Source organism: Ahrensia sp. 13_GOM-1096m, from assembly GCF_000620605.1.
GTDB lineage: Bacteria > Pseudomonadota > Alphaproteobacteria > Rhizobiales > Rhizobiaceae > Ahrensia > Ahrensia kielensis.
Map to the genome: position 1 here is coordinate 28,992 of NZ_JIAX01000012.1, position 21,170 is coordinate 50,161.

Genomic DNA, 21,170 nt, shown 5'->3' on the forward strand with positions numbered 1-21,170 from the left:
ACTAACAAATGTCTCGCGCATTACAATCAAACCATTTGCTTATTATTTATTGCTCGCGAAATGCATGTGTGATTTCGTCAAGCATCGGCTCAAACAGATAGCCCACAAGTGTTCTTGTACCATTGGAAATAATCACTTCCGCTGGCATTCCCGGTTGGAGCTGTATTCCAGCGTTTTGAATATCTTCGGGATCAACTTCAACGCGTATTGAGAAAAAACTGGCACCCGATTTCGTATCGGTGAGTTTGTCAGCCGATATGCTGATAATTTTTCCGCTTAAAGAAGGGCGTTTGCCGCGCGGCACGCCCGTCAATACGATATCAGCAATCGCGCCGCTTTGAACTGTTGTCACGTCAGAAAGCCGTAGGCGGCCCTCAACGATGATTGGATTGTCGTCCGGTACGATATCCATCAGTCTTTCGCCGCTTTGTACGACACCGCCAACAGTGAACACTGAAAGACCGACAATCGATCCACTCGTAGGCGCTTTGATAATTGTGCGATCAAGAGCATCATCAGCCAATACGAGTGCGGGAAGGGCCTTGGTAAGTGCTGTTTGTGTGATGCGCAGCTCATCCACAATGTCGCTCATACGTTGAGATTGCATTTGCGAGATCGCAAGTCTTGTTTCATCAACGGCTTGCTCCGTTTTGGTAATCTCAGAGTTTTTGACTTCTGTTTCGGTTAGCAAACTTGCAGCTGTGCGTTCTAGCGCCAATATCCGCGTTTTGGGCGTGTAGCCTTTCAAAAACAATTTGCGAGCGCCTTGAAGTTCTTCCTCAAGGATGCGGCTTTGTTCGGATAAGCCTTTCGATTGCGCTCTTAGGCCGACAATCTTCTCTTTGTTTTGTATGGTTTGGGATTTTAGGAGCGCAATCTGTGCCTCATATTGTTGGCGCTGTGCCACCATGACTGCATGTTCATTAGAAATTGCTTGTTCAAGTTCAGCATAAGGCCACTTTGATCTGTCATAGGACAGCAAACAATCAGGTTTTCGGTCATCGCGTTCGCAGGTCAATCTTGCTTGGCGTGCCAACAGGGTGACGACTTCTGCCGTCGCAATATCTCGCTTTGCTTGTACCTCAGTACGGTTCAATTCAATCACGGGCTGATCGCGCGCAACTCTATCGCCTTCAGATACGAGTACCCGTGCAATAATACCGCCGTAAGGATGCTGAATTGATTGTCTTTGGGTTTTAACTTGAAGGTTGCCCTGAGCAATTGCAGCGGTGGAAAGTGGCGCGATATTGCCCCAAATTACCAAGACTGCGATGAAAAGCAAAAAGGCTGATATGCCGGTGATCGCTGGTTCAAGTGGGTTGCGATATTTATCTAATTTCTTGCTATATAGTTCACTCATTGTAGCGCCACTATTCGCTTTTCAGGCGGGTTTTGGAGTGCATTGAGCTGATGATCGACCGATGATTTTTCATTGTGCAGCGTAATAATTTTATCGGAAAACTCGATAAGCTCCGCCATTTGTGTGACTAAGACAATGATTGATCCGTTCTTCTTCATCGAGATCAGAGCGTTGCGAAGGAATAATTTTCCCGCCTCATCAAGCTTTAAGCTGGGCTCATCAAGCACCAATAATTTTGGTTTGCAAAGAAGTGCGCGCGCCAATGCTAATTGTTGCATTTCGCCTCCAGATAATTTCTCGCCGCCCATGCCAATAATGGTTTCATATTGATCTGGAAGGTCCAATATAGCTTTGTGAATGCCTGCCATTTCGGCAGCTTCTATGATCTCATCCATCGAAGATGTGCCAAATCTGGCGATGTTTTCTCTAATAGTGCCATTAAATAATCCTGTGTTTTGCGGCAAATAACCCGTCATGCGGCCCAACTCAGCTGCATCCCAATCTTGGATGGCCAATCCGCCAAATTGTAGCGATCCGTTCGTTGGTTGCCGCGTGCCGATAACCATTTTTATCAGGGAGCTTTTGCCTGAGCCGCTGGGGCCAGCAATTCCCAAGACTTCACCTTCGCCGACCTTGAACGAGATATTTTCAAAGAGGGGGTTGGTTTTTGTAGGTGCTGAATAGGAAACGTCTTTGCCTTCCAATACAGCATTGTTTGAATTTCCAACGCGCTTAGGTGCCTCAATTGAAGGGGCGTCGAGCATCGATTTTATGCGTTTATAACTTGCAAGCGCCGAGCGCGCTTGGCGCCAAGTTGCAACCATACGTTCTATGGGAGCGAGCGCTCTACTCATGATGATCGACGAGGCAAAAATTGTCGCGGGCATAATTACCTGCTCTAGGGCAAGCCAAGCACCGACGCCAAGCATCATGGATTGCAGCAAGAGCCTTGAGGAGCGAACCCCTGCAGTCATTACGGCGCTGCGGTCACTTGCTATAGCTTGGGAGAAAAGCATCTGTGCGCGCCTTTCTTGCCAGTGGTGTTCTATGGGCGTGAGCATTCCCATTGCGCGAACGACATCCGAGTTGTGCATGACATTATTTGCGACAATAAAAGCTCGTTTTGTCTCCTCTTGTCCTTTGTTCATAGGGACCCTTGTTATGAATTCATTGAGGAACGCAAGGCAGCCCAAAAGGACAAAGCCAAAGGTGCCGATATAGCCCAAAATGGGATTAATCATGTATAATATGATTAAATATAATGGAGCCCATGGAGCATCGAAAGCAAAGTAAGCGCCTGATCCGGTTATAAAATTTCGGAACTCATCAAAATCGCGTAGGGCGCGCGTACCCAAAGATACTCCCTTGCTCCAAGATCGTTCTGCGGTTGATTTAAAAATACGGCCGGAAAGTTTTCTATCGATAGCGATTGAACATCGAACCAGCATTTTTGCCCTGACAAAGTCCAGAACAAACATAACACTTACTGCTAAAAACAGAATGAAAGAAAGTAATATGAGTGTGGTTTCGTTCCCGCCGACAAGCACTCTGTTGTATATTTGAATTAAGTATAATGGGGAGCTTAAGTAGAGCACATTTATAAATAAGGAAAAAAAAGCCATGAGCAGCAGCTGTGGTGCGATCATTCTTATTGAGATGGGGGAATCGTTGGCTTCAATCTTCACTGAATTATCCTTGCTGCTTTAAGGGCTAATTTCATATGCTTCTATGAAGCTAAGCATTGCTCAAGAAGGGTAGGGGTTGGTCCAGCATATACAGCTTGATGCTGGTAATTTGGCTTTTTGAGGTTAGTTCCATATGCGCAAGCAGCACTCAGGCCACCTGCGCACATGGGTTCTCAATCTTATTAGATCGAGTTTTAGAATATCTCGTCTACCATGTCGGCAATCTTGGGAAGATCGGCCACCATTCCGAGAAGCCCACCTTCTTCAACAACGTCATCGTCGTCAAAATTGCCATACTCCTCAGCAAGCTCAGCTGCGCTTTTAACAAGGCCGTCTTCGCCAAGAAGGTCGTTATCAACGATCTCAGCAGTGTCTTCAGCGAGGTTGCCTAGGAGGTCATTCGCATTGCTTAATAGTCCCATAATATTCTCTCCTTATGCTTACACTAATAAGTTGTGTTGTGGAAAATGCACTGTACTTTTTTAAATTTGAAAAGCGCTATTTTAGAATTGATATTTTGCGCAACCTTTTGAGGTTAGCTCCATATGCGCAAGCAGCACTCAGACCACCTGCGCACATGGTTCGTCAGTCCTATCAGATTAAGTCATCTATGACGCCGTCCATGACTTCGGCAACGTTAGTAACACCGTCCATTATGCCCCCTATAACACCAGCTTCTTCGTCAGTGAGAGCGTCTTCAACAAGGTCAGGAACGTCACCAAGAAGACCATCCGCGCCAAGAACGTCGTTATTAACGATCTCAGTATTTGCCTCAGCGAGGTCCCCTAGGAGCTCATTCGCATTGCTTAATAGTCCCATAATATTCTCTCCTTATGGTTACACCACATGGTTGTGGTGAAAGAAAATACACCGCATTTTTTTAACTTTGAAAAGCTCTATTTTTGGATTTAATTTCAGTTTTATTAAAAGCTGCATGTGACGCGAGGCAGTGCAGTTTTAAATTTTTTGCGAATTTAATGTGCCTGCGTTAGCAGAATCCGAATGCCATTTATCGTGTTTGAGTTTGGCTCAACTTGAAATTCTCTCGAAATTATATTTCGTACAAATAATTGAAATTTCTATAGAAATTGAAAGCTGATATCAGGTGCAACTTTAACGAGAAATTTTATATGGTGAGGTGCTATGACGTGTTCTGCGCCTGTGCTCAGTGGTGCGGTTACATCTGCAAAAGTGATGAGCGGCGCTTAATTGGAAAGCTTAAAATTTTTTCGCGTAAAGCGCGATTGTCACCACTATTTGGCGCGGGTGAATTAAAATATGCGTAAGAACTTTTTAGAATCGCGCATTTCTGCCTCCCAATTTTCTGGCCGTGGTCGGGAGAAATTGAAGCGTTCAGCTATAAGATCAATATTTTGCGGCTAACAAAAAACGCCGGACAATATGTCCGGCGTTATAAAATTAAACCGTATGCTTTAATTTACTTTTGGTGGTTCGTTGCCAAGATTAAGCGGCTGACTATTGAGGTTTAATTGCCCCGGCAAACCAAGCTGACCATTATTACCAGTGGAGCCGCCGTTTTGTGCCGGCTCCGTATTATTGGTTTGACCCGGTAAGCCAGAAGGAGGGCTGCCGTTGAGATTAAGGCCTCCTGGCAAGCTTAACCCGCCGCCATTACCGCCTGTTTGGGCGGGCAGGCTCAAGCCAGGCATTCCGTTGCCGCCAAGTCCTGGTAATCCACTGCCCATACCTGGCAGATTAATTTGAACATCTTCAATGTTGTATTTTACTTCATCATCTTTGTAGTGGGTTACAAGACGCGGGTAGAAAATCACAACCATAATCGCGATAAATTGGATCACGATATAAGGCAAAACACCTTTGTATATTTGTGTTGTTTTGATGCCTGCAATGCGCTCACCAGTAACCTCATCATCCCAATCCTGTGTTGGCGAGATTGATCGCAAGTAGAACAGGGCAAAGCCAAATGGCGGTGTCAGGAACGATGTTTGCAAGTTGATGCCAAGGATGATGCCGAGCCAAATTAGGTCAATACCGAGCGATTCTGCCGGACCAACCAATAGTGGGACCACGATGAAAGCAATTTCGAAGAAGTCGAGGAAACATCCCAATACAAAGACGATCACTGTAACGACGAAAAGGAAACCAGTTTCGCCGCCTGGCAGCGCTAGAAGAAGCTCCTCAATCCAAATATGGCCATTAATGCCATAAAATGTTAAGCCGAACACGCGTGCGCCAATCAAGATAAACATGACAAATGCTGTCAGTTTGGTCGTTGAATCGAGTGCCTCTTTGAGTGTTTTTATGCCAAGGCGTCGTTTGAACATGGCCAGTATCAAGGCACCGGTTGCGCCCATCGCGCCGCCTTCGGTTGGTGTTGCAATACCAAGGAAGATTGTACCTAGCACCAAGAAGATTAGTGCGAGCGGCGGTATCAGAACAATAATAACTTGTTCGGCAAGCCGTGAAATGATGCCGAGTTTCAAGTGACGATTGAGCAATGAAACGCCAAGCGCTGTCAAAGTCGCGATCGTAGCAGACCAGACAAATCGTGTCTCATACCGAAGATCGGCAAAGACAAAGTTGTAAAGTGCGTAATGAAGGCCGACCGCCAAGGCGATCATGACAAGCAGCGATGTAACGCCGCCGCCAAGCGTGCGTGCTTCAATGGGTAGGGCCGGCACTTTTTTAGGACTGATGATCGTGAGTAAGAAAATGTATAGGCAGTACATTCCCATAATCATGAGCGCTGGATAGAGCGCTGCTACATACATGTCACCCACAGAGCGTCCAAGTTGGTCAGACATGACGATCAGGACGAGTGATGGTGGCACAATCTGCGCCAAGGTGCCTGAGGCGGCAATCGTGCCACTTGCAACAGAGCGGTCATATCCATAGCGCATCATGATGGGTAAAGAGATCAGCCCCATTGCAATCACGGATGCGGCAACAACACCTGTGGTCGCGCCAAGAAGTCCGCCAACGATAATCACGGCGATTGCTAATCCGCCGCGTAACGGGCCGAACAGCTGACCAATCGTATCGAGTAGATCTTCTGCCATTCGGGACCGTTCGAGAATAAGTCCCATGAATGTAAAGAATGGAATGGCGAGCAATGTATCATTACGCATGATATCAAATGTGCGGTTCGCCAGCGACTGTATCAGCGGGTAAAAGAGACGAATTTCACTGGAATATTGTGAAAGTTCGACGCCAATAATGAAAAAGATCAAGCCGCCAGCTGCAAGGGTAAAAGCGACAGGATAGCCAATGAGAAGCATGGCCATCACAGATATAAACATGATTGGCGCTAGGTTGTGGGCGATAAGTTGAATCATTATTTTTCCACCCGATTTGATGAGCCTGAAACTGCTTCGAGTTCCTGGACGACTGGCGGTAAATCTTTTGGAATTGTCGGGTCTTCAATCAGGCCCTTGATGACAGCCCAACGCTTGATGATTTCTGAAAAGCCTTGCGCGGTCAAAAGTATGAAACTGACTAAAATCAGCAGTTTTGCGGGCCATATGGTCAGGCCTCCAGCGTTCAGCGATGTTTCGCCATTTTGAAAGGCGTTCCAAAAGAAGGGCCAGCCTAAATAGACCATCAAGAAACAGAAAGGTAGAAGGAAGAAGATATGTCCGAGCAGGTCGATCCAATCTCTGGTCTTTTTGGATAGACCGGATGTCGCTATGTCGATGCGTACATGTTCATTGCGTTGCAATGTGTAGGCCGCCGATAAAAGAAACACGGCGCCATATAAGTACCATTGAAGTTCCAGCCAAGCATTTGAAGATGCATCAAATAATTTTCGTATGATTGCATTTCCAGCGCTTACCAGTACCGCGACGAGAATTAGCCATGATACCGATCTACCGATGAATGCTGTCACTGCATCGATTGCTGATGAGAGCCTTAAAAGTGCCGTCATATTCCTCCCCTTGCGCCTAATGGCTGGCTTTTATCCCATAAATGCCAATGCTTATCATGTGTTATTTCAAAGCGTATAGTTTTGCTATCATCATAAAGAACGAGATTCAATTCGGTGGTCAATATTTTTGACCAGCCTGTGTTTTCTGTGGCTAGTGTTGAAAATCGGTGCGTATTTAATCCAAATTTTCATTGCAGCTTGACGTTATTTATAGCGATGCTGTCTATAGCCTATGAGCAAAGAGCTGTTTTCAATAAAAGACAAGGTTTGTCTTGTGACGGGTGTCTCGAGGGGACTGGGCGCGCATATCGCACAACTTTACCTTGCACATGGCGCGAAAGTCATAGGTATATCGCGCGAAGAGCCGCGATGGGATGTCGGCGCACATGCTGATCATTTTGAGCATTTTATTGGCGATATTACCGATGCGAGCGCTGTTGAAAAGCTATTTGCGCATGTGAATGATGTTCATGGCAATGTTGATGTTGTTGTGAATAATGCAGGCATATCGCAGGTCCAGCGCCTCGATAAAATAGCCACGCATGAATTGCAGAAAATTTTTGATCTCAATGTCTATGCGGCAACAAATATTGCGACACGCGCATCAGCTCAAATGCGCAAAAATAAAGTCGCGGGCTCAATCATTAATATCACATCGGTGATGTCTGATTCATCCATGACAGGGCTTGCTGCTTATTCAGCATCAAAAGCAGCGCTTAGCCAGTTGACGAAGTCTATGGCTATTGAATGGGCGCGTTCGGGTGTGCGCGTCAATAATTTGTCGCCTGGTTGGTTTCCATCGGCAATGACCGATGAATATTTTAACAAAGGTCTCGGGCAGGTGCTTAAAGCGCGTGTTCCCTTGGCAAGATTAGGGGAGGCTTCTGATTTGGATGGAGCTTGTCTTTTACTTGCGAGTGACGCGTCAAGATATATGACCGGAACGACCCTGACTGTTGATGGTGGCTATAGCTTAATCAGCTGACGGTACAATCTCGATATATATCTGATTTTAAATCAATTTTTGTGGCTCGCGAAACCTGAAAAATTGACTGCGTGCCTACTCAGTCACGCTTAATTAAAGCTAAACTTTTTTAGTCTAAACCATACACATAATTTTAAGACCTCAATGTTAGTGTGGGTACTGAGGTTGTTATGAGAAATATTTTAGTCCAGGCGAAAAGCCAGCGTATTGAAGATGAAGCCTATGTAGAGTTCGTGAATTCGTTGTTTGGCGATACGCGGGGTCTTCTTGTGGGTGGCTTTCTTCAAGCTGCGACTATATTTTTCTTTTTGCTTACAACCGGCGTCTATTATTTTAGCATTTTTATTGTTGGCGCTATTGGCTTTGCCTTGTGGCGCGCGCGTTTGGGGCAATTGTATCAAGTTGCCTATGATGACGTGAAATCACGTCCCATTAATGTGCAGATCGCCATGACGCGGCAATGGGAACATGAATATGTCGTTCCTAGCACGCTGACAGCGATTAACATTGGGCTTTTTTGCTATTTTGGTTTTCAAGCAGCTGAAGGCGGCGTTTCTATTGGCGCTGTATACTGCTTGTTGTTTGCACCAGTTCCTACAATCGTTGGGCGTTTGTATGGGTCAATGAAGCTCGCAAGCTTCATGCTGTTTGGTCTTTTTGGCCCTATAATTTTGGGCTTTATGGTTGATGGTAGCTTGTTGCACATCCTATTGGCGCTTCTTTGCCTTCCGTATATTGTGCTTGTTTTAAGTATGGTCAAAGCGGTGCGCAGTACCGTTGTTAGCGCTGTTGAAGGAAATGCGGATAAAATTGAGATTGGTCGACGCTTTGATGTCGCACTCAAGAATATGGCGCATGGCCTCATGATGTTTGATGATAATAATCGAATATTAATCGCCAATGAGCAGGCCCGTAAGCTTTTCGAGTTTCCAGACCACCTTGATATCGTCGGGCGGCATTTTTCGGTGTTGATGCGTTTTGCCCGTCGTTTTGATGGCTTGGCTGAACGTAATATTGAAAATTTGGATATTGCGTTTAACGCGCTGCTTGGACGTGTCGCAGATAGGCGACAGGTTTTACTCGATGATGGTCGCTATTTGGAGTTAGCGGTGAGTGAGCGCTCTGACGGTGGTACGGTTCTAACTTTTGAAGACATTAGTGACCGCGTTCAGTCGGCACGAAAAATCGAGCGTATGGCGCAGTATGACAGCCTAACCAATCTTCCTAATCGCCAATATTTTGAAACTATGATCGCAGATATTGCAGCTGCTGCGAAACCCGATGAATATTGCGCATTACTGGTTGTGGATGTTGATGATTTTAAACATGTGAATGATGCTGTAGGCCATGCGCAAGGCGATGCGTTATTGCGTAGTATCGCTTCGCTGCTATCGTTAAAAAGCAATAGATTTAAGCATTTAGCTTGCCGTTTGGGCGGCGATGAATTTTTGCTTTTTATATGCGGTGTCAAAGAACCTCAGCACATGGATATGACCGTTGCTGCTCTTAACCGTGACTTGTGCCGGATACATGATTTGAAATCTGAGCAGGTATATGTGAGCTGCAGCATTGGCTATGTGACGATGAAGGCCGATGAATATAATCATGATGATGCGATTGTGCGTGCAGATTTGGCACTTTATGCTGCAAAAGATGATGGCAAAGGTACGTGGCGTGAATTTGAAAAAATCATGGACGACCAATATCAGCGCCGGCAACGTATTAAAAACCATCTTGCCAAGGCCGTTCAAGCTGACAGCCTGAGTATTGTATACCAACCGCTTGTGGACGCGCATTCTGGACGTCTTGTTTCTTGTGAAGCTTTGTCGCGTTGGCATGATAATGAATATGGCAATGTTTCTCCGGCAGAATATATCCCGCTTGCTGAAGAGATGGGTATTGTTACCCAAATTAGTGGGCAAATGTTGCGTAAAGCCACAATGGAATGTGCCAAGTGGCCCGACAATATTTCTGTCTCTGTAAATCTTTCACCCGTTGATTTTAGAACCGGGGAAATCGTATCTGTCATTAAGCATGCTCTGTCTGCTTCAAAGCTACCGGCGCATCGATTGGAAATTGAAATCACGGAGACGGCCGTTATTTCCAATGAACGCGAAATGATCGGTAAATTGCGTGCGATTCGTGATTTGGGTGTGCGTATTGCCTTGGATGATTTTGGCACAGGCCATTCATCTTTGAGCTATTTGCACCGTTTGCCATTGCATAAAGTTAAGATTGACCGCTCTTTTGTTGTCGGCATTGATACGGGGGAGACCCCAATCGCCCTTCTGCATGGTGTAACGGAACTTTGCCGTACGCTTGGCCTTGATGTTACTGTTGAGGGTGTTGAGACCGAAGAGCAGCTTGCGCTGGTCATTAGTGAAGGTAAAGTCGACCGAATACAGGGTTATGTCTACGGACCAGGCCTGCCATCAAGCGGTATTCTCACTTTGGCAAAAATGGGAAGGCTCCCAGCAGCCAAGTCACGGGAATATGCGTCAGCTTAGTGCTGATATGCCGTTGTTTTCTTTAACGTAATTCATTGTTTTTTTCGTGCTGCTTAATGGCGCGCTATTCTTATCCACACAGTCTACGCATTTATTAACCTTAATTATAGGTTAAATTAATACTACGTTTACTTTCTTTGCTGAGATTTTTACATTCAGCGAATACAGAGGATTGTAGCGTTGACTGGATTAATTCCTTCGAAGATTGGTGTACTGGACCCAGCAACACAGCTATCGAAAGATATGTTCGATGGCTTGGATTTGCTGGAATACAGGCGGGCTGTCACACCGGAAGACTTTGAAGCGATTGGGCGCTTGCGGCAACGTGCCTTTGATGCGCGAGACATCTATGAACGCAAGTTCGGCGAGAGCGTTATTGAGGATCTTGATTATGATCCGGATTCATTCGTCTTTGGTGTGTATTTTCAACATGAACTTGTATCCACAATCCGTGTTTCACAGCTGACAGCAACAAATCGCAATACACCAGCGACCTATATTTTTGGGGATGTGTTGAACCCTTTGCTTGACCAAGGCATGACGTTCATTGACCCGAGTAGGCTGGCCATTGAAACGCAGTTCACCAAGCTTATTCCTGGCCTGCCAATCCTGACGCTTCGCTTGCCAATTATCGCAACGGCATATTTTAACTCAAATTACTGTTTGTCCGCCGTTAAAAAAGAGCACCGCGCTTTTTATCTTCGCATTTTCAAGTCCACACTTTTGGCAGGGCCCTACAATCCGCCGGGCATGAATGTTGATGCCGTTTTGCTGGGTGGTTCCGTTCACCAGCGCGAGGATTTGTTCGCGCGCTATCCGGTTTTCAACTTTAAAGCTTCGGAAGCGCGTATGTTGTTTGGTGATTATAAGCGCGAACAAGTGCCGTTCTGCGTGCGGCCAACGGCGCGCTATGCTGTTAAGGCGGCGTAAGATTATCTAATCTTTGAATTCAGTTGCTTGTGTGACCATGTGACCATTGCGGCGCGCTCATGTTTTGGGTAAACATGAATCAATTAATTTTTGCCTTTGGAGCTTCTAAAATGGCTGACACCAAAACGTCGAACAACGAAAACATCATGGATTATGCAGAGCATGATCGCACCTACAGCATGTTCCTTATTGGCGCTAAATGGGTGACGATTGTTTCCTGTGCAATCCTTATTGGCATGGCCTTTGGCTTTTTTGCAGGCGCAGGACTTATTGGTGGAACTTTGGTCGCAATTATTTGCGTCGTTCTTGCAAAATTCCTAGCCTAAAATTTTAGCATAATTTTTGATATGGCAAAGCCGCCGAATGAATATCGGCGGCTTTTTTATGCTTTGAATTTATTAGCCGCCGATGCGGTTTAGGCCATTTCTTGCAGGCTCGAAATTTGCGTTGAGCTGAAGGGCGCGGCGATATGATTTACGCGCTTTATCAATTTCTCCTTTTTGTTCCCAAAGCAGAGCTTGGTTTGCCCAGCTCTCAGCGTTCTTGTCATCAAGGCTTATGGCAAAGTTGACGGCGTCAAAAGCATTGTCAATCTGGCCGAGGGCTATGTAGGAAATGGCGCGGCCATTATAGGGCTCAGGTGAATTGGGCGCTAATGAAATGGCCGTTGCAAAGTCATCCAGTGCAAAGTCATGTTGTTTACGGCTTTGATAAATCAAACCGCGGCGGTGATAGGCGCGCGGATCGGTTGTATCAAGCTGAATAGCTTTTTGAAAATCATTGAAAGCTTCATTTGTGCGACCAGCACGGCGATATAATTCACCGCGACCGACATAGGCTTTGTCATAGCGTGGGTTAATCTGAAGCGCATTATTATAGTCCGTAGCCGCAGCGGCTAGGTCGCCTTTAATGCGATGGATAAGCGCGCGGTTAGCATAGGCTTCAAAATAACGTGGGTTCAGCTGAATCGCTTTATCAAAATCGCGCAGCGCATCATTATAACTACCGGATTTTCCGAAAGCAGATCCGCGCACATTATAGGCAACAGGATCGTTAGGGTTTGAGCGGATGACGGCCGTTAATGAGCCGATATTTTCTGCGCTGCCTTGCTCGGTTTCGATGCGGGCAATTTCAGAGGGTATTGATGTTGACGAGGTGCAGGCTGAAACCGTTAGAGTGCCTAACAAGCTAGCCAGCAAAATCAGTCGTGGTTTGCCGGAGCCATTTGATGTTGGCAGCTTTGTCACCGAAGTCATTCAATATCCCCTTAAGATAAGCCACTGTCATTACAGCAGTTTATCGGATTTCCGACAAACGAAAAGTGGCGCGTTCTGAGAACGCACCACTAATGAAAACAAAAAGCGTCGAAAACGCGGCAACGCATCCAGTTAGATGCGTTGGTCAAGCCTTAGCGTGCGGCAGGAGTCGGGCGGCCGCCAAGAAGACCTTCACGCTGTGCGCGTTTACGCGCTAGTTTGCGTGTGCGGCGTACAGCTTCTGCTTTTTCGCGTGCGCGTTTTTCAGAAGGCTTTTCATAATGACCGCGCAATTTCATTTCGCGGAAAACGCCTTCGCGTTGCAATTTCTTTTTCAGCACGCGGAGTGCTTGGTCTACATTGTTGTCGCGTACGAGTACTTGCACGTTGATCCCATTCCTTAACGGTTCAAATTCAAATATGTGTCGACCAGAATGCGGGCAAACATGTTATTTCCTGCGAACGAAAGCCGCGAATGGCGTTGTGTTCAAATGGATAAACGGTATTGCTCGCAAAGCCGTAGGCCGAGCGGTTGGGGTGGGAATACCAGCTTTGAGTCTAGAAGTCCAGCGTTTCAAGGAGAGAAATAGTGCATGTACAACATAACGTTTAAGCGCTTGAGGTATAAATTAACGTCGATCTCCGTCGCAAAATGACTGGTTCTTGACTGTGACTTATGCAAATTTTGTGCGTGAATGTGATTTTGTTCTGTTTGGGTAGGTTTCTATGCGCCGATTTTCTGGATTTGCTGTTGCTCGTGAAGCGATGCGTGCTCACAAGGGGTGGGGCCAACAATGGGATAACCCAGAGCCGAAATCGAGCTATGACGTCATTATCATTGGCGCTGGTGGGCACGGGCTGGCAACGGCTTATTATTTGGCGAAAGAGCACGGCATTACCAATGTGGCTGTGCTTGAAAAAGGCTGGCTGGGCGGTGGTAATACGGGCCGTAACACGACGATTATCCGTTCAAACTATTTGTTCGATGAATCTGCCGGTCTTTACAATCACGCTGTGAATTTATGGGAAGGGCTGAGCCAAGACCTAAATTATAACGTCATGTTCTCCCAGCGCGGCGTTATGATGATGGCGCATAATGTGCACGACGTACAAGTGTTTAAGCGCCATGTTCATGCCAACCGTTTGAACGGTGTTGATAATGAATGGCTGACACCGGAGCAGGCTAAAGCCTATTGCCCGCCGCTCGATATTTCTAAATCTGCACGATACCCTGTGATGGGCGCTGCGCTTCAACGCAAAGGCGGGACGGCGCGTCATGATGCGGTTGCGTGGGGTTATGCCCGTGCTGCGGCGGCGCGCGGTGTGCACATCATTCAAAACTGTGAAGTGACAGGCATTAAGCGTGGCCAAGGCGGCGAAGTAACGGGCGTTGAAACTTCGCGCGGCTTTATTGGCGCAAAGAAAGTGGGCGTTGTTGCTGCGGGTAATACGTCTCATGTTATGCAGATGGCCGATGTTCAGATGCCGCTTGAAAGCTTCCCATTACAAGCGTTGGTTTCCGAGCCTGTGAAGCCGTGCTTTCCATGTGTTGTGATGTCGAACACTGTTCATGCCTATATATCACAATCTGATAAGGGCGAATTGGTGATTGGTGCAGGTACTGACCAATATACGTCTTATTCGCAGACCGGCGGCTTGCATGTTATTCAGCATACACTGGACGCGATTTGCGAAATCTTCCCCATCTTTAGCCGCATGAAAATGCTGCGCTCATGGGGCGGTATTGTTGATGTGACACCGGACCGCTCGCCTATTATCGCGCAATCGCCGGTGCCGGGACTTTATGTCAATTGCGGTTGGGGCACGGGCGGCTTTAAGGCCACGCCGGGTTCTGGACATGTGTTTGCTCACACCATTGCCAAGGCTGCACCGCACAAAATCAATGAAGGTTACACAATGGAACGCTTTACCACGGGGCGTTTGATTGATGAGGCCGCCGCCGCCGCCGTATCACACTAAGCCATTGGCTGGTTTGTTATAAATTTGCGACAAAATGCGACAAGAATCAGGTTTTAAATAATGCTTCTAATACATTGCCCCTATTGCGCTGAAGAACGCCCTGAAACAGAATTTACCCATGCAGGCGAAGCTCATATTGAGCGCTCGACAGAAATGAATGCGCTGACCGATGAGGGATTTTCAAAATTCTTTTTCTACCGCGACAATACCAAAGGCACGACATTTGAGCGCTGGCGGCATATTCATGGCTGCGGACGTTATTTCAATGCGGCGCGGGACACCGTGTCTGACAAGTTTTTGACGACTTACAAAGCTGGCGAACCAAAGCCCGATCTTTCAAAATTAATTGAAGACCAAACAAATGCAGGAGCAAAATCATGAACGCACCTGTTTTAATTCAGCCGAACCGCATTGCAGGCAAGGGGCGTTTAAGCGTTGCCGATCCAATGCGTTTCACATTCGATGGTAAAACATTGCCTGCGCTTAAAGGCGATACCGTTGCCTCTGCCTTGATTGCCAATGATATTCATCTCGTTGGTCGCTCATTTAAATATCACCGCCCGCGCGGTATCGTGTCCGCTGGACCAGAAGAGCCAAATGCGCTGCTTGGTATTCAGCGTGATGTTGCGCGTCATACGCCCAATATTCGCGCTACGGTTCAAGAAGTTTACGATGGTTTGGAGGCAACAAGCCAGAACCGTTGGCCGTCGCTGAAATATGATATTGGCGAAATCAACGATGTTGTGTCGCCGCTTTTATCTGCAGGCTTTTACTACAAGACATTTATGTGGCCGCGCAAAGCGTGGGACAAAGTTTATGAGCCATTTATCCGCAATGCGGCTGGGCTTGGTAAAGCGCCTGTCCATAAAGATCCAGACCGTTATTCATCGCAGCATGAACATTGCGATGTGTTGATAATGGGCGGCGGTGTTGCTGGTCTTTCTGCGGCCTTGGCGGCAGCGAAAAACGGTGCGCGTGTTATCATTTGTGATGAGCAACCGACATTTGGCGGTGCGCTGCACTTTGATACTGATATTGTTATTGACGGTATGGACGGCTTTAGCTGGGCGCAGCAGACCATGGCAAAACTTGCCGCAATGGACAATGTGCGTGTGCTCACCCGAACAACTGCCTTTGGTTATTACGCACAAAATTATGTGGGGCTTATAGAGCGTGTTAGCGAGCATTTATCTGCGCCTAGCGCCGATTTGCCACGCGAACGGCTTTGGGAGGTTCGTGCGAAGAAAGTCATCATCGCAACCGGTTCCATTGAACGTCATATGGTGTTTGCCAATAATGATCGTCCGGGCATATTGCTCGCGTCGTCTGCACGCACTTACCTTAATCATTATGGTGTTGCTGTTGGCAAAAATGTCGGTGTCTATACGGCCAATGACAGTGCTTATGCGGCAGCTTTTGATCTGAAAGAAGCTGGCATCAACATTCCTGCGATCGTTGATATACGTGAGCACCCGAACGCCGAATTAGTGGCAAAAGCAAAGGCGCTTGGTATTCGCGTTTTGACAGGCCATGGGATTATGGCCGCTGGCGGCAAGCTGCGCGTTTCATCCATGTCTGTTGCGCCTGTAAACGGCGGTGCGCGCGAAGTTATTCCCGTTGACAGCATCATCATGAGCGGCGGCTGGACACCGTCTGTGCATATGTTCTCGCAGTCACGCGGCAAGGTTGCCTATGATGCTGCCAAAAGCCGCTTTGTACCGGGCGTCTATGCGCAGGATTGTGTCAGCGTTGGTTCTTGCAATGGCACCGATGATTTGAGCGCAATAATTGATGAAGCGATTAAAGCTGGCGAAGAGGCTGCAATTTATGTGCGGCCAAACGCCAGCCAAGTTTCAATATCGATAGAGGCCAATGGCGGCAATGCTTGGGAAGGCACTTTAATCGGCGCTGCCCCAGGTGCAGAAGCTGGTAAGGTTGTTAAAGCATTCGTTGATTTCCAAAACGATGTGACTGCAAAAGATATCCGTCTTGCTGTGCAAGAAGGCTTCCAATCCATTGAGCATGTCAAGCGTTTCACAACCAATGGCATGGCGACGGACCAAGGCAAATTGTCCAATATGCATGGCTTGGCCATTGCGGCCGAAGCGCTTGGCAAGGAGCTGCCGGAAGTGGGCCTCACCACATTCCGTGCGCCTTATACGCCGATCACATTTGGCGCGCTTGTTTCTCACTCAAGGGGCGCTTTGTTTGAACCTACCCGCAAAACGCCAATGCACGAAAGCGAAGTTGCAATCGGTGCTGTGTTTGAAGATGTGGGTAATTGGAAACGCGCTTGGTATTATCCTAAGGGCGGCGAAGATATGCATGCTGCGGTTAATCGCGAATGCAAAACAACACGCACAAATGTCGGCATGTTTGATGCCTCAACGCTTGGCAAGATCGAAGTTGTTGGGCCCGATGCCGCCGAGTTTTTGAACCTTATCTATACCAACCCATTTTTGAAATTGGGTGTTGGCAAATTGCGTTATGGCATTATGTGCCGCGAAGATGGCTTTATCTATGATGATGGTGTTGTCGCACGTATTGCCGAAGATCGTTTCCATGTGACGACCACAACTGGCGGTGCGCCGCGTGTGCTCAACATGATGGAAGATTATTTGCAGACAGAATTTCCGCATATGAAAGTCTGGCTGACATCAACATCCGAGCAGTGGGCTGTCATTGCGGTTCAAGGGCCAAAATCACGCGATATTATTGCGCCCTTTGTTGATGGAATTGATCTTTCGACGGAAGCCCTGCCGCATATGTCTATGGCGGAAGGTACAATTTGCGGAGTGCCAACGCGTTTGATGCGCATGTCATTTACCGGTGAGATGGGCTTTGAGATCAATGTTCCTGCTAATTATGGCCGTGCGGTTTGGGATACGCTTTATGAAGCTGTAAAGGCTGCCGATGGCTGCGCTTATGGCACGGAAAGCATGCACGTTCTGCGCGCTGAAAAAGGCTACATCATTGTTGGCCAAGACACAGACGGCACGGTTACGCCGCATGATGCGGGGCTTGATTGGGCTGTTGGCAAAAAGAAAACCGACTTTGTTGGTATTCGTGGCTTGAAGCGACCTGATCTGGTCGCTAGCGGGCGCCGTCAATTGGTTGGCTTAAAGTCAATTGATGGGCGCAGTGTACTGGAAGAGGGCGCGCAAATCGTTGAAGATCCGAACCAGCCAGTGCCGATGAAAATGATCGGCTGGGTATCATCAAGCTATTGGTCGGAAAATGCGCAAAAGCCTATTGCTATGGCGCTGATTGAAGATGGTTTTAATTTGATGGGCAAAAAACTTTATGTGCCAATGGCCAATGAAGTGATCGAAGTTGAAGTTTGCAAAGCTGTCTTTGTGGACGAAGAAGGAGGCCGTTTGCATGGATAATTCAGTGAAATTGCGGCGTTCGCTTCCGCTTGTCGAAAAAGCGTTTGGCGCTTCTGGCGTAAGCGTTACGCCGATGGGGACGGGATATCGTTGCAGCCTGCGGGTTGCAGCAGATGATGTTGCGGCACTATCGCAAGCGCTTGGCGTTGACCTGCCGCAAACACCCAAGACATCTGCGCGCTCAGCCAGCAGAATTGCTATGTGGCTTGGGCCGGATGAATGGTTGATCTATGATTCAAAAAACAATCCCATTGATGACCTAAAGAATGTCGATGTGGCGTGTGCTGGCGTTGATGTATCGCACCGAAATACGGCCATAGAGGTCAGCGGTTCTTTGGCCGCTGGCGTGATTAACGCTGGCTGTCCGCAGGATTTGTCATTGGAAGTGTTTCCGGTAGGCGCATGTTCGCGCACAATTCTAGGCAAGGTCGAAATTGTTTTGTGCCGCTCCAAAGCCGATATATTCCATGTGGAATGTTGGCGTTCTTTTTCGCCTTATGTATTCGAGTTTTTAAGCACAGCTGCAAAAGATCAAAGTGCTTTGGCGGCGCGTTAATCGCGCCGCACCGGGCTTAATCCTGCTGTTCAATAACGGCGAGCGTTAGCCACGTTGCGGTGAATGCTGGCTTTAAGCTGCCGTCGATCTCAAGCGTGACGTCATAGGTCGATAGAACGCGGCCCGACGGCCTGATATCGGCATCTTGAAGTTTGAACACCGCACGCACTTTTGCGCCAGAACGCACAGGTGCCATGAAGCGGATTTTATCAAATCCATAATTGATGCCCATCGTGGCACCTTCCAGCGCGGGCAGTGCTTCATAGGTCAGTGTTGAAAGCATTGAGAGCGTTAGAAAGCCGTGCGCGATGGTTGAAGCGAAGGGTGTTTCTTTTTCCGCCCGTTCAGGGTCGCAATGAATCCACTGATGATCATCAGTGGCGTCAGCGAATTTATCGATCATCTCTTGCGTGATAACACGCCAATCGGATGTGCCGACAACAGTGCCGATTGCGTTTGGAATATCTTCGAGTGTGATTGTGCGTTTGGTCATAATTGGCGTTTTGGCAGTCTGGCAATGTGCAATCAAGTAGATTTTTGCACGGGCCTTTTATGATTGACCAGCCAGACACCTGCGACAACGATGAAAGTGCCAATGATAAATGGTATGGTTGGCGTTTCTCCAAAGAGTATCCAAGCCTCTATGCCAACGGCTGGCGGTACAAGATATATGAGCGATGCTGCACGGCTGACTTGTCCGCGGCGTATCAAATAAAGCAGCAAAAGAATTGCGCCAAGTGAAAGGCCAAATACAGACCAGATCATCGCCAATATGGAATGAATATTAAGATCAAATACGAGCGATGGTTCTAAAATCATGGCAGCTGGCGCAATAAAAATAAACGCACCGACATATTGCAGCGTGGCAACTGGTATCAAATCACCTTCTTGTAAGAACCGTTTTTGATAAATCGTGCCAAAGGTGACGCTCGCCATTGCAATGACATTGATAATGAGTGGCAGGCTGGCGGTCAGCAATGCATCGGTATCAAGCGATAATAATCGTGGTCCGATTGCAATGAGCAGCCCGATCAGACCAACGGCGATGCCCATACGTTGGCGAACGGTCAGGCGCTCTTTGATGATCCAGAATGCAATCATGGCGGTCATTAGCGGCTGCAATGCTGCCAGTAAGCCAGAGATGGATGCCGGAACGCCTTGTTTAATTGCCCACCAAACACCGCCAAGATATATCGCGTGGAGAAATAGGCCGGAGATGAAGGCATGTAGCCAGCCAGCGCGTGTTGTCGGCCATTTGGCAGACATGATGACGGCGATGATTGCGAAAGCAAGGGCTGCAATTGCAAAGCGCCAAGTTAAAAATGTTAGCGGCCCTGCATAGTCATTGGCGTATTTTGCAACGATCCAACCGGTTGACCAAAGCAGCACAAACAATGCTGGCGCAACGGTTTCTAATTTAATGCCGTTCGCCATGTTTCGCCTTCGCCAAGTCATAAGATGGCGCTGTTATATGGCGCAATCCTATGTTCTGAAAGGGGAATATTGCACCCCAACGTACCCCCTGCTTAATGCGGTATGTGACTAAGGCGAAAAACAGGAAACTTAATCTAAGCCAAGCATGGTTCGCGCTTCACGCCAGTTCGCGACAGGCCGCTCATATTTTTCACATAAGTCGGTTACGCGTTTAACAAGTGCTGCATTGGATGGCGCAAGCGTATCTTTGTCTATGCGCACATTATCTTCCAATCCTGTGCGGGCGTGACCGCCTGCGGCAACAGACCATTCATTGAGGATAATCTGGTTTGGACCAATACCGGCTGCGCACCACTGACTGTTGGGCGAAAGGCGTTTTACTGTTTTGACATAGTAGTCAAAGACGTCTTTATCGGCAGGCATCGCATTTTTAACGCCCATGACAAACTGAATATAAGGCGTGTCTTTTATGCGGCCGTCTTTGTGCATCAAGGCTGCTTGATGGATGTGCGATAGATCAAATGCTTCGATCTCTGGTTTGACATTATGAGTGATCATTTCATGCGCTAACCAATCAACCAGATCAGGCGCGTTTTCATAAATACGCGTCGGGAAGTTGTTCGAGCCTACCGATAGTGAAGCCATGTCCGGCTTTAATGAAAGCATAGCACCGCGTTCTTTGCCCGCACCGGAACGGCCGCCTGTCGAAAATTGAATGATCATGCCGGGGCAATGTTTCAGCAAGCCTTCTTGTAATTTGGCAAATTTATCGGGATCGGACGTTGGTGTTTCATCGTCATTGCGCACATGGGCATGGACAATGCTAGCGCCGGCTTCAAATGCGGCGTGCGTGGATTCGACCTGTTCAGTGATGGTGATTGGTACGGCTGGATTATTCGCTTTGCGCGGCAATGATCCGGTAATCGCAACACAAATGATACATGGCTTATTTAGGTCAGACATTGGCCGTTCGTTCTCCACTTTTTTCAAAACGATTATTTCGTAGTTCAGCCCGTTTTCATAGGTCAGCTTTGAAAAGATGTTAAGTCTGGGAAATTTTAGCAATTTCTGATGCAACACGGTTCAAAGCGTTCAATTACTTTGCTGGATCAGCTTCCCGCTCAACGGCATGGAGTTGAGCAACATAGCTTTTGAAATTTAAAAATTCGCAATGAGCCAAA

The 21,170-nt window shown here is 47.5% G+C and carries 19 protein-coding genes; 8 read left to right on the top strand and 11 right to left on the bottom strand.

Annotation, left to right across the window (positions count from 1 at the left end):
• Window positions 1–46 precede the first annotated feature (46 nt).
• The 6 genes from N530_RS0109480 to N530_RS0109505 form a co-directional block, all read right to left on the bottom strand.
• A complete protein-coding gene (locus tag N530_RS0109480) occupies window positions 47–1,360 on the bottom strand; it encodes an HlyD family type I secretion periplasmic adaptor subunit (protein WP_026480511.1) in 1,314 nt (437 codons plus the stop codon).
• Window positions 1,357–3,006 (bottom strand): type I secretion system permease/ATPase, encoded by a 1,650-nt coding sequence (locus N530_RS0109485; RefSeq protein WP_026480512.1) that lies wholly within the window; start codon window positions 3,004–3,006, stop codon window positions 1,357–1,359. The genes N530_RS0109480 and N530_RS0109485 overlap by 4 nt, the downstream gene beginning before the upstream one ends.
• A gap of 233 nt (window positions 3,007–3,239) precedes the next feature.
• The gene (locus N530_RS0109490) at window positions 3,240–3,467 is read right to left on the bottom strand and encodes a hypothetical protein (RefSeq protein WP_026480513.1); all 228 of its coding nucleotides are present in this window, start codon (window positions 3,465–3,467) and stop codon (window positions 3,240–3,242) included.
• Between the two features lie 172 nt (window positions 3,468–3,639).
• Window positions 3,640–3,864, bottom strand: coding sequence for a hypothetical protein (locus N530_RS0109495; RefSeq protein ID WP_026480514.1), 225 nt, complete (start codon window positions 3,862–3,864; stop codon window positions 3,640–3,642).
• Window positions 3,865–4,478: 614 nt separating this feature from the next.
• Entirely contained in the window at window positions 4,479–6,362 is a 1,884-nt protein-coding gene (locus N530_RS0109500) for a TRAP transporter large permease subunit (RefSeq protein ID WP_026480515.1), read from the bottom strand.
• Window positions 6,362–6,952 (bottom strand): TRAP transporter small permease subunit, encoded by a 591-nt coding sequence (locus N530_RS0109505; RefSeq protein WP_026480516.1) that lies wholly within the window; start codon window positions 6,950–6,952, stop codon window positions 6,362–6,364. The genes N530_RS0109500 and N530_RS0109505 overlap by 1 nt, the downstream gene beginning before the upstream one ends.
• Window positions 6,953–7,184: 232 nt before the next feature.
• Here N530_RS0109505 and N530_RS0109510 point away from each other — a divergent pair, with 232 nt between their 5' ends.
• From N530_RS0109510 to N530_RS0109525, 4 genes are all read left to right on the top strand, one after another.
• On the top strand, window positions 7,185–7,937 hold the full coding sequence (locus tag N530_RS0109510; RefSeq protein WP_035266834.1) for an SDR family NAD(P)-dependent oxidoreductase: 753 nt from the start codon (window positions 7,185–7,187) through the stop codon (window positions 7,935–7,937).
• Window positions 7,938–8,107: 170 nt separating this feature from the next.
• Window positions 8,108–10,444, top strand: a complete 2,337-nt coding sequence (locus N530_RS0109515) for a bifunctional diguanylate cyclase/phosphodiesterase (RefSeq protein WP_026480518.1) — start codon at window positions 8,108–8,110, stop codon at window positions 10,442–10,444.
• A 180-nt stretch (window positions 10,445–10,624) separates the two neighbouring features.
• Window positions 10,625–11,374, top strand: coding sequence for a hypothetical protein (locus N530_RS0109520; RefSeq protein ID WP_026480519.1), 750 nt, complete (start codon window positions 10,625–10,627; stop codon window positions 11,372–11,374).
• A gap of 110 nt (window positions 11,375–11,484) precedes the next feature.
• Entirely contained in the window at window positions 11,485–11,700 is a 216-nt protein-coding gene (locus tag N530_RS0109525) for an aa3-type cytochrome c oxidase subunit IV (RefSeq protein ID WP_026317360.1), read from the top strand.
• A gap of 72 nt (window positions 11,701–11,772) precedes the next feature.
• On the opposite strand, the gene N530_RS0109530 is transcribed toward N530_RS0109525, so the two are convergent.
• Together N530_RS0109530 and rpsU are read right to left on the bottom strand one after the other, a co-directional pair.
• On the bottom strand, window positions 11,773–12,630 hold the full coding sequence (locus N530_RS0109530; RefSeq protein WP_026480520.1) for a tetratricopeptide repeat protein: 858 nt from the start codon (window positions 12,628–12,630) through the stop codon (window positions 11,773–11,775).
• A 152-nt stretch (window positions 12,631–12,782) separates the two neighbouring features.
• On the bottom strand, window positions 12,783–13,016 hold the full coding sequence (rpsU, locus tag N530_RS0109535; protein WP_018689111.1) for a 30S ribosomal protein S21: 234 nt from the start codon (window positions 13,014–13,016) through the stop codon (window positions 12,783–12,785).
• A gap of 340 nt (window positions 13,017–13,356) precedes the next feature.
• Here rpsU and N530_RS0109540 point away from each other — a divergent pair, with 340 nt between their 5' ends.
• The 4 genes from N530_RS0109540 to N530_RS0109555 are packed head-to-tail and all read left to right on the top strand — an operon-like array spanning window position 13,357 to window position 18,555.
• Entirely contained in the window at window positions 13,357–14,610 is a 1,254-nt protein-coding gene (locus N530_RS0109540; RefSeq protein WP_026480521.1) for a sarcosine oxidase subunit beta family protein, read from the top strand.
• Between the two features lie 60 nt (window positions 14,611–14,670).
• On the top strand, window positions 14,671–14,991 hold the full coding sequence (locus N530_RS0109545; RefSeq protein ID WP_026480522.1) for a sarcosine oxidase subunit delta: 321 nt from the start codon (window positions 14,671–14,673) through the stop codon (window positions 14,989–14,991).
• The gene (locus N530_RS0109550) at window positions 14,988–17,999 is read left to right on the top strand and encodes a sarcosine oxidase subunit alpha (protein WP_026480523.1); all 3,012 of its coding nucleotides are present in this window, start codon (window positions 14,988–14,990) and stop codon (window positions 17,997–17,999) included. The genes N530_RS0109545 and N530_RS0109550 overlap by 4 nt, the downstream gene beginning before the upstream one ends.
• Complete coding sequence (locus N530_RS0109555) at window positions 17,992–18,555, top strand: sarcosine oxidase subunit gamma (RefSeq protein WP_026480524.1); 564 nt, start codon at window positions 17,992–17,994, stop codon at window positions 18,553–18,555. Before N530_RS0109550 ends, N530_RS0109555 begins: the two co-directional genes overlap by 8 nt.
• 16 nt (window positions 18,556–18,571) lie before the next feature.
• On the opposite strand, the gene N530_RS0109560 is transcribed toward N530_RS0109555, so the two are convergent.
• The 3 genes from N530_RS0109560 to N530_RS0109570 all read right to left on the bottom strand — a co-directional run bounded on the left by N530_RS0109560 (window position 18,572) and on the right by N530_RS0109570 (window position 20,952).
• Entirely contained in the window at window positions 18,572–19,048 is a 477-nt protein-coding gene (locus tag N530_RS0109560; RefSeq protein ID WP_035266886.1) for a MaoC family dehydratase, read from the bottom strand.
• Between the two features lie 32 nt (window positions 19,049–19,080).
• On the bottom strand, window positions 19,081–19,989 hold the full coding sequence (locus tag N530_RS0109565) for a DMT family transporter (RefSeq protein ID WP_202899058.1): 909 nt from the start codon (window positions 19,987–19,989) through the stop codon (window positions 19,081–19,083).
• Between the two features lie 129 nt (window positions 19,990–20,118).
• Entirely contained in the window at window positions 20,119–20,952 is an 834-nt protein-coding gene (locus tag N530_RS0109570; protein WP_026480527.1) for a 3-keto-5-aminohexanoate cleavage protein, read from the bottom strand.
• Window positions 20,953–21,170 lie beyond the last annotated feature (218 nt).

What these genes read in the sequence shown, in the direction of transcription:
- N530_RS0109480 (WP_026480511.1), bottom strand. Translation starts at nt 1,360, where the DNA reads ATGAGTGAACTATATAGCAAGAAATTAGATAAATATCGCAACCCACTT.
- N530_RS0109485 (WP_026480512.1), bottom strand. Translation starts at nt 3,006, where the DNA reads ATGATCGCACCACAGCTGCTGCTCATGGCTTTTTTTTCCTTATTTATA.
- N530_RS0109490 (WP_026480513.1), bottom strand. Translation starts at nt 3,467, where the DNA reads ATGGGACTATTAAGCAATGCGAATGACCTCCTAGGCAACCTCGCTGAA.
- N530_RS0109495 (WP_026480514.1), bottom strand. Translation starts at nt 3,864, where the DNA reads ATGGGACTATTAAGCAATGCGAATGAGCTCCTAGGGGACCTCGCTGAG.
- N530_RS0109500 (WP_026480515.1), bottom strand. Translation starts at nt 6,362, where the DNA reads ATGATTCAACTTATCGCCCACAACCTAGCGCCAATCATGTTTATATCT.
- N530_RS0109505 (WP_026480516.1), bottom strand. Translation starts at nt 6,952, where the DNA reads ATGACGGCACTTTTAAGGCTCTCATCAGCAATCGATGCAGTGACAGCA.
- N530_RS0109510 (WP_035266834.1), top strand. Translation starts at nt 7,185, where the DNA reads ATGAGCAAAGAGCTGTTTTCAATAAAAGACAAGGTTTGTCTTGTGACG.
- N530_RS0109515 (WP_026480518.1), top strand. Translation starts at nt 8,108, where the DNA reads ATGAGAAATATTTTAGTCCAGGCGAAAAGCCAGCGTATTGAAGATGAA.
- N530_RS0109525 (WP_026317360.1), top strand. Translation starts at nt 11,485, where the DNA reads ATGGCTGACACCAAAACGTCGAACAACGAAAACATCATGGATTATGCA.
- N530_RS0109530 (WP_026480520.1), bottom strand. Translation starts at nt 12,630, where the DNA reads ATGACTTCGGTGACAAAGCTGCCAACATCAAATGGCTCCGGCAAACCA.
- N530_RS0109540 (WP_026480521.1), top strand. Translation starts at nt 13,357, where the DNA reads ATGCGCCGATTTTCTGGATTTGCTGTTGCTCGTGAAGCGATGCGTGCT.
- N530_RS0109545 (WP_026480522.1), top strand. Translation starts at nt 14,671, where the DNA reads ATGCTTCTAATACATTGCCCCTATTGCGCTGAAGAACGCCCTGAAACA.
- N530_RS0109550 (WP_026480523.1), top strand. Translation starts at nt 14,988, where the DNA reads ATGAACGCACCTGTTTTAATTCAGCCGAACCGCATTGCAGGCAAGGGG.
- N530_RS0109555 (WP_026480524.1), top strand. Translation starts at nt 17,992, where the DNA reads ATGGATAATTCAGTGAAATTGCGGCGTTCGCTTCCGCTTGTCGAAAAA.
- N530_RS0109560 (WP_035266886.1), bottom strand. Translation starts at nt 19,048, where the DNA reads ATGACCAAACGCACAATCACACTCGAAGATATTCCAAACGCAATCGGC.
- N530_RS0109565 (WP_202899058.1), bottom strand. Translation starts at nt 19,989, where the DNA reads ATGGCGAACGGCATTAAATTAGAAACCGTTGCGCCAGCATTGTTTGTG.
- N530_RS0109570 (WP_026480527.1), bottom strand. Translation starts at nt 20,952, where the DNA reads ATGTCTGACCTAAATAAGCCATGTATCATTTGTGTTGCGATTACCGGA.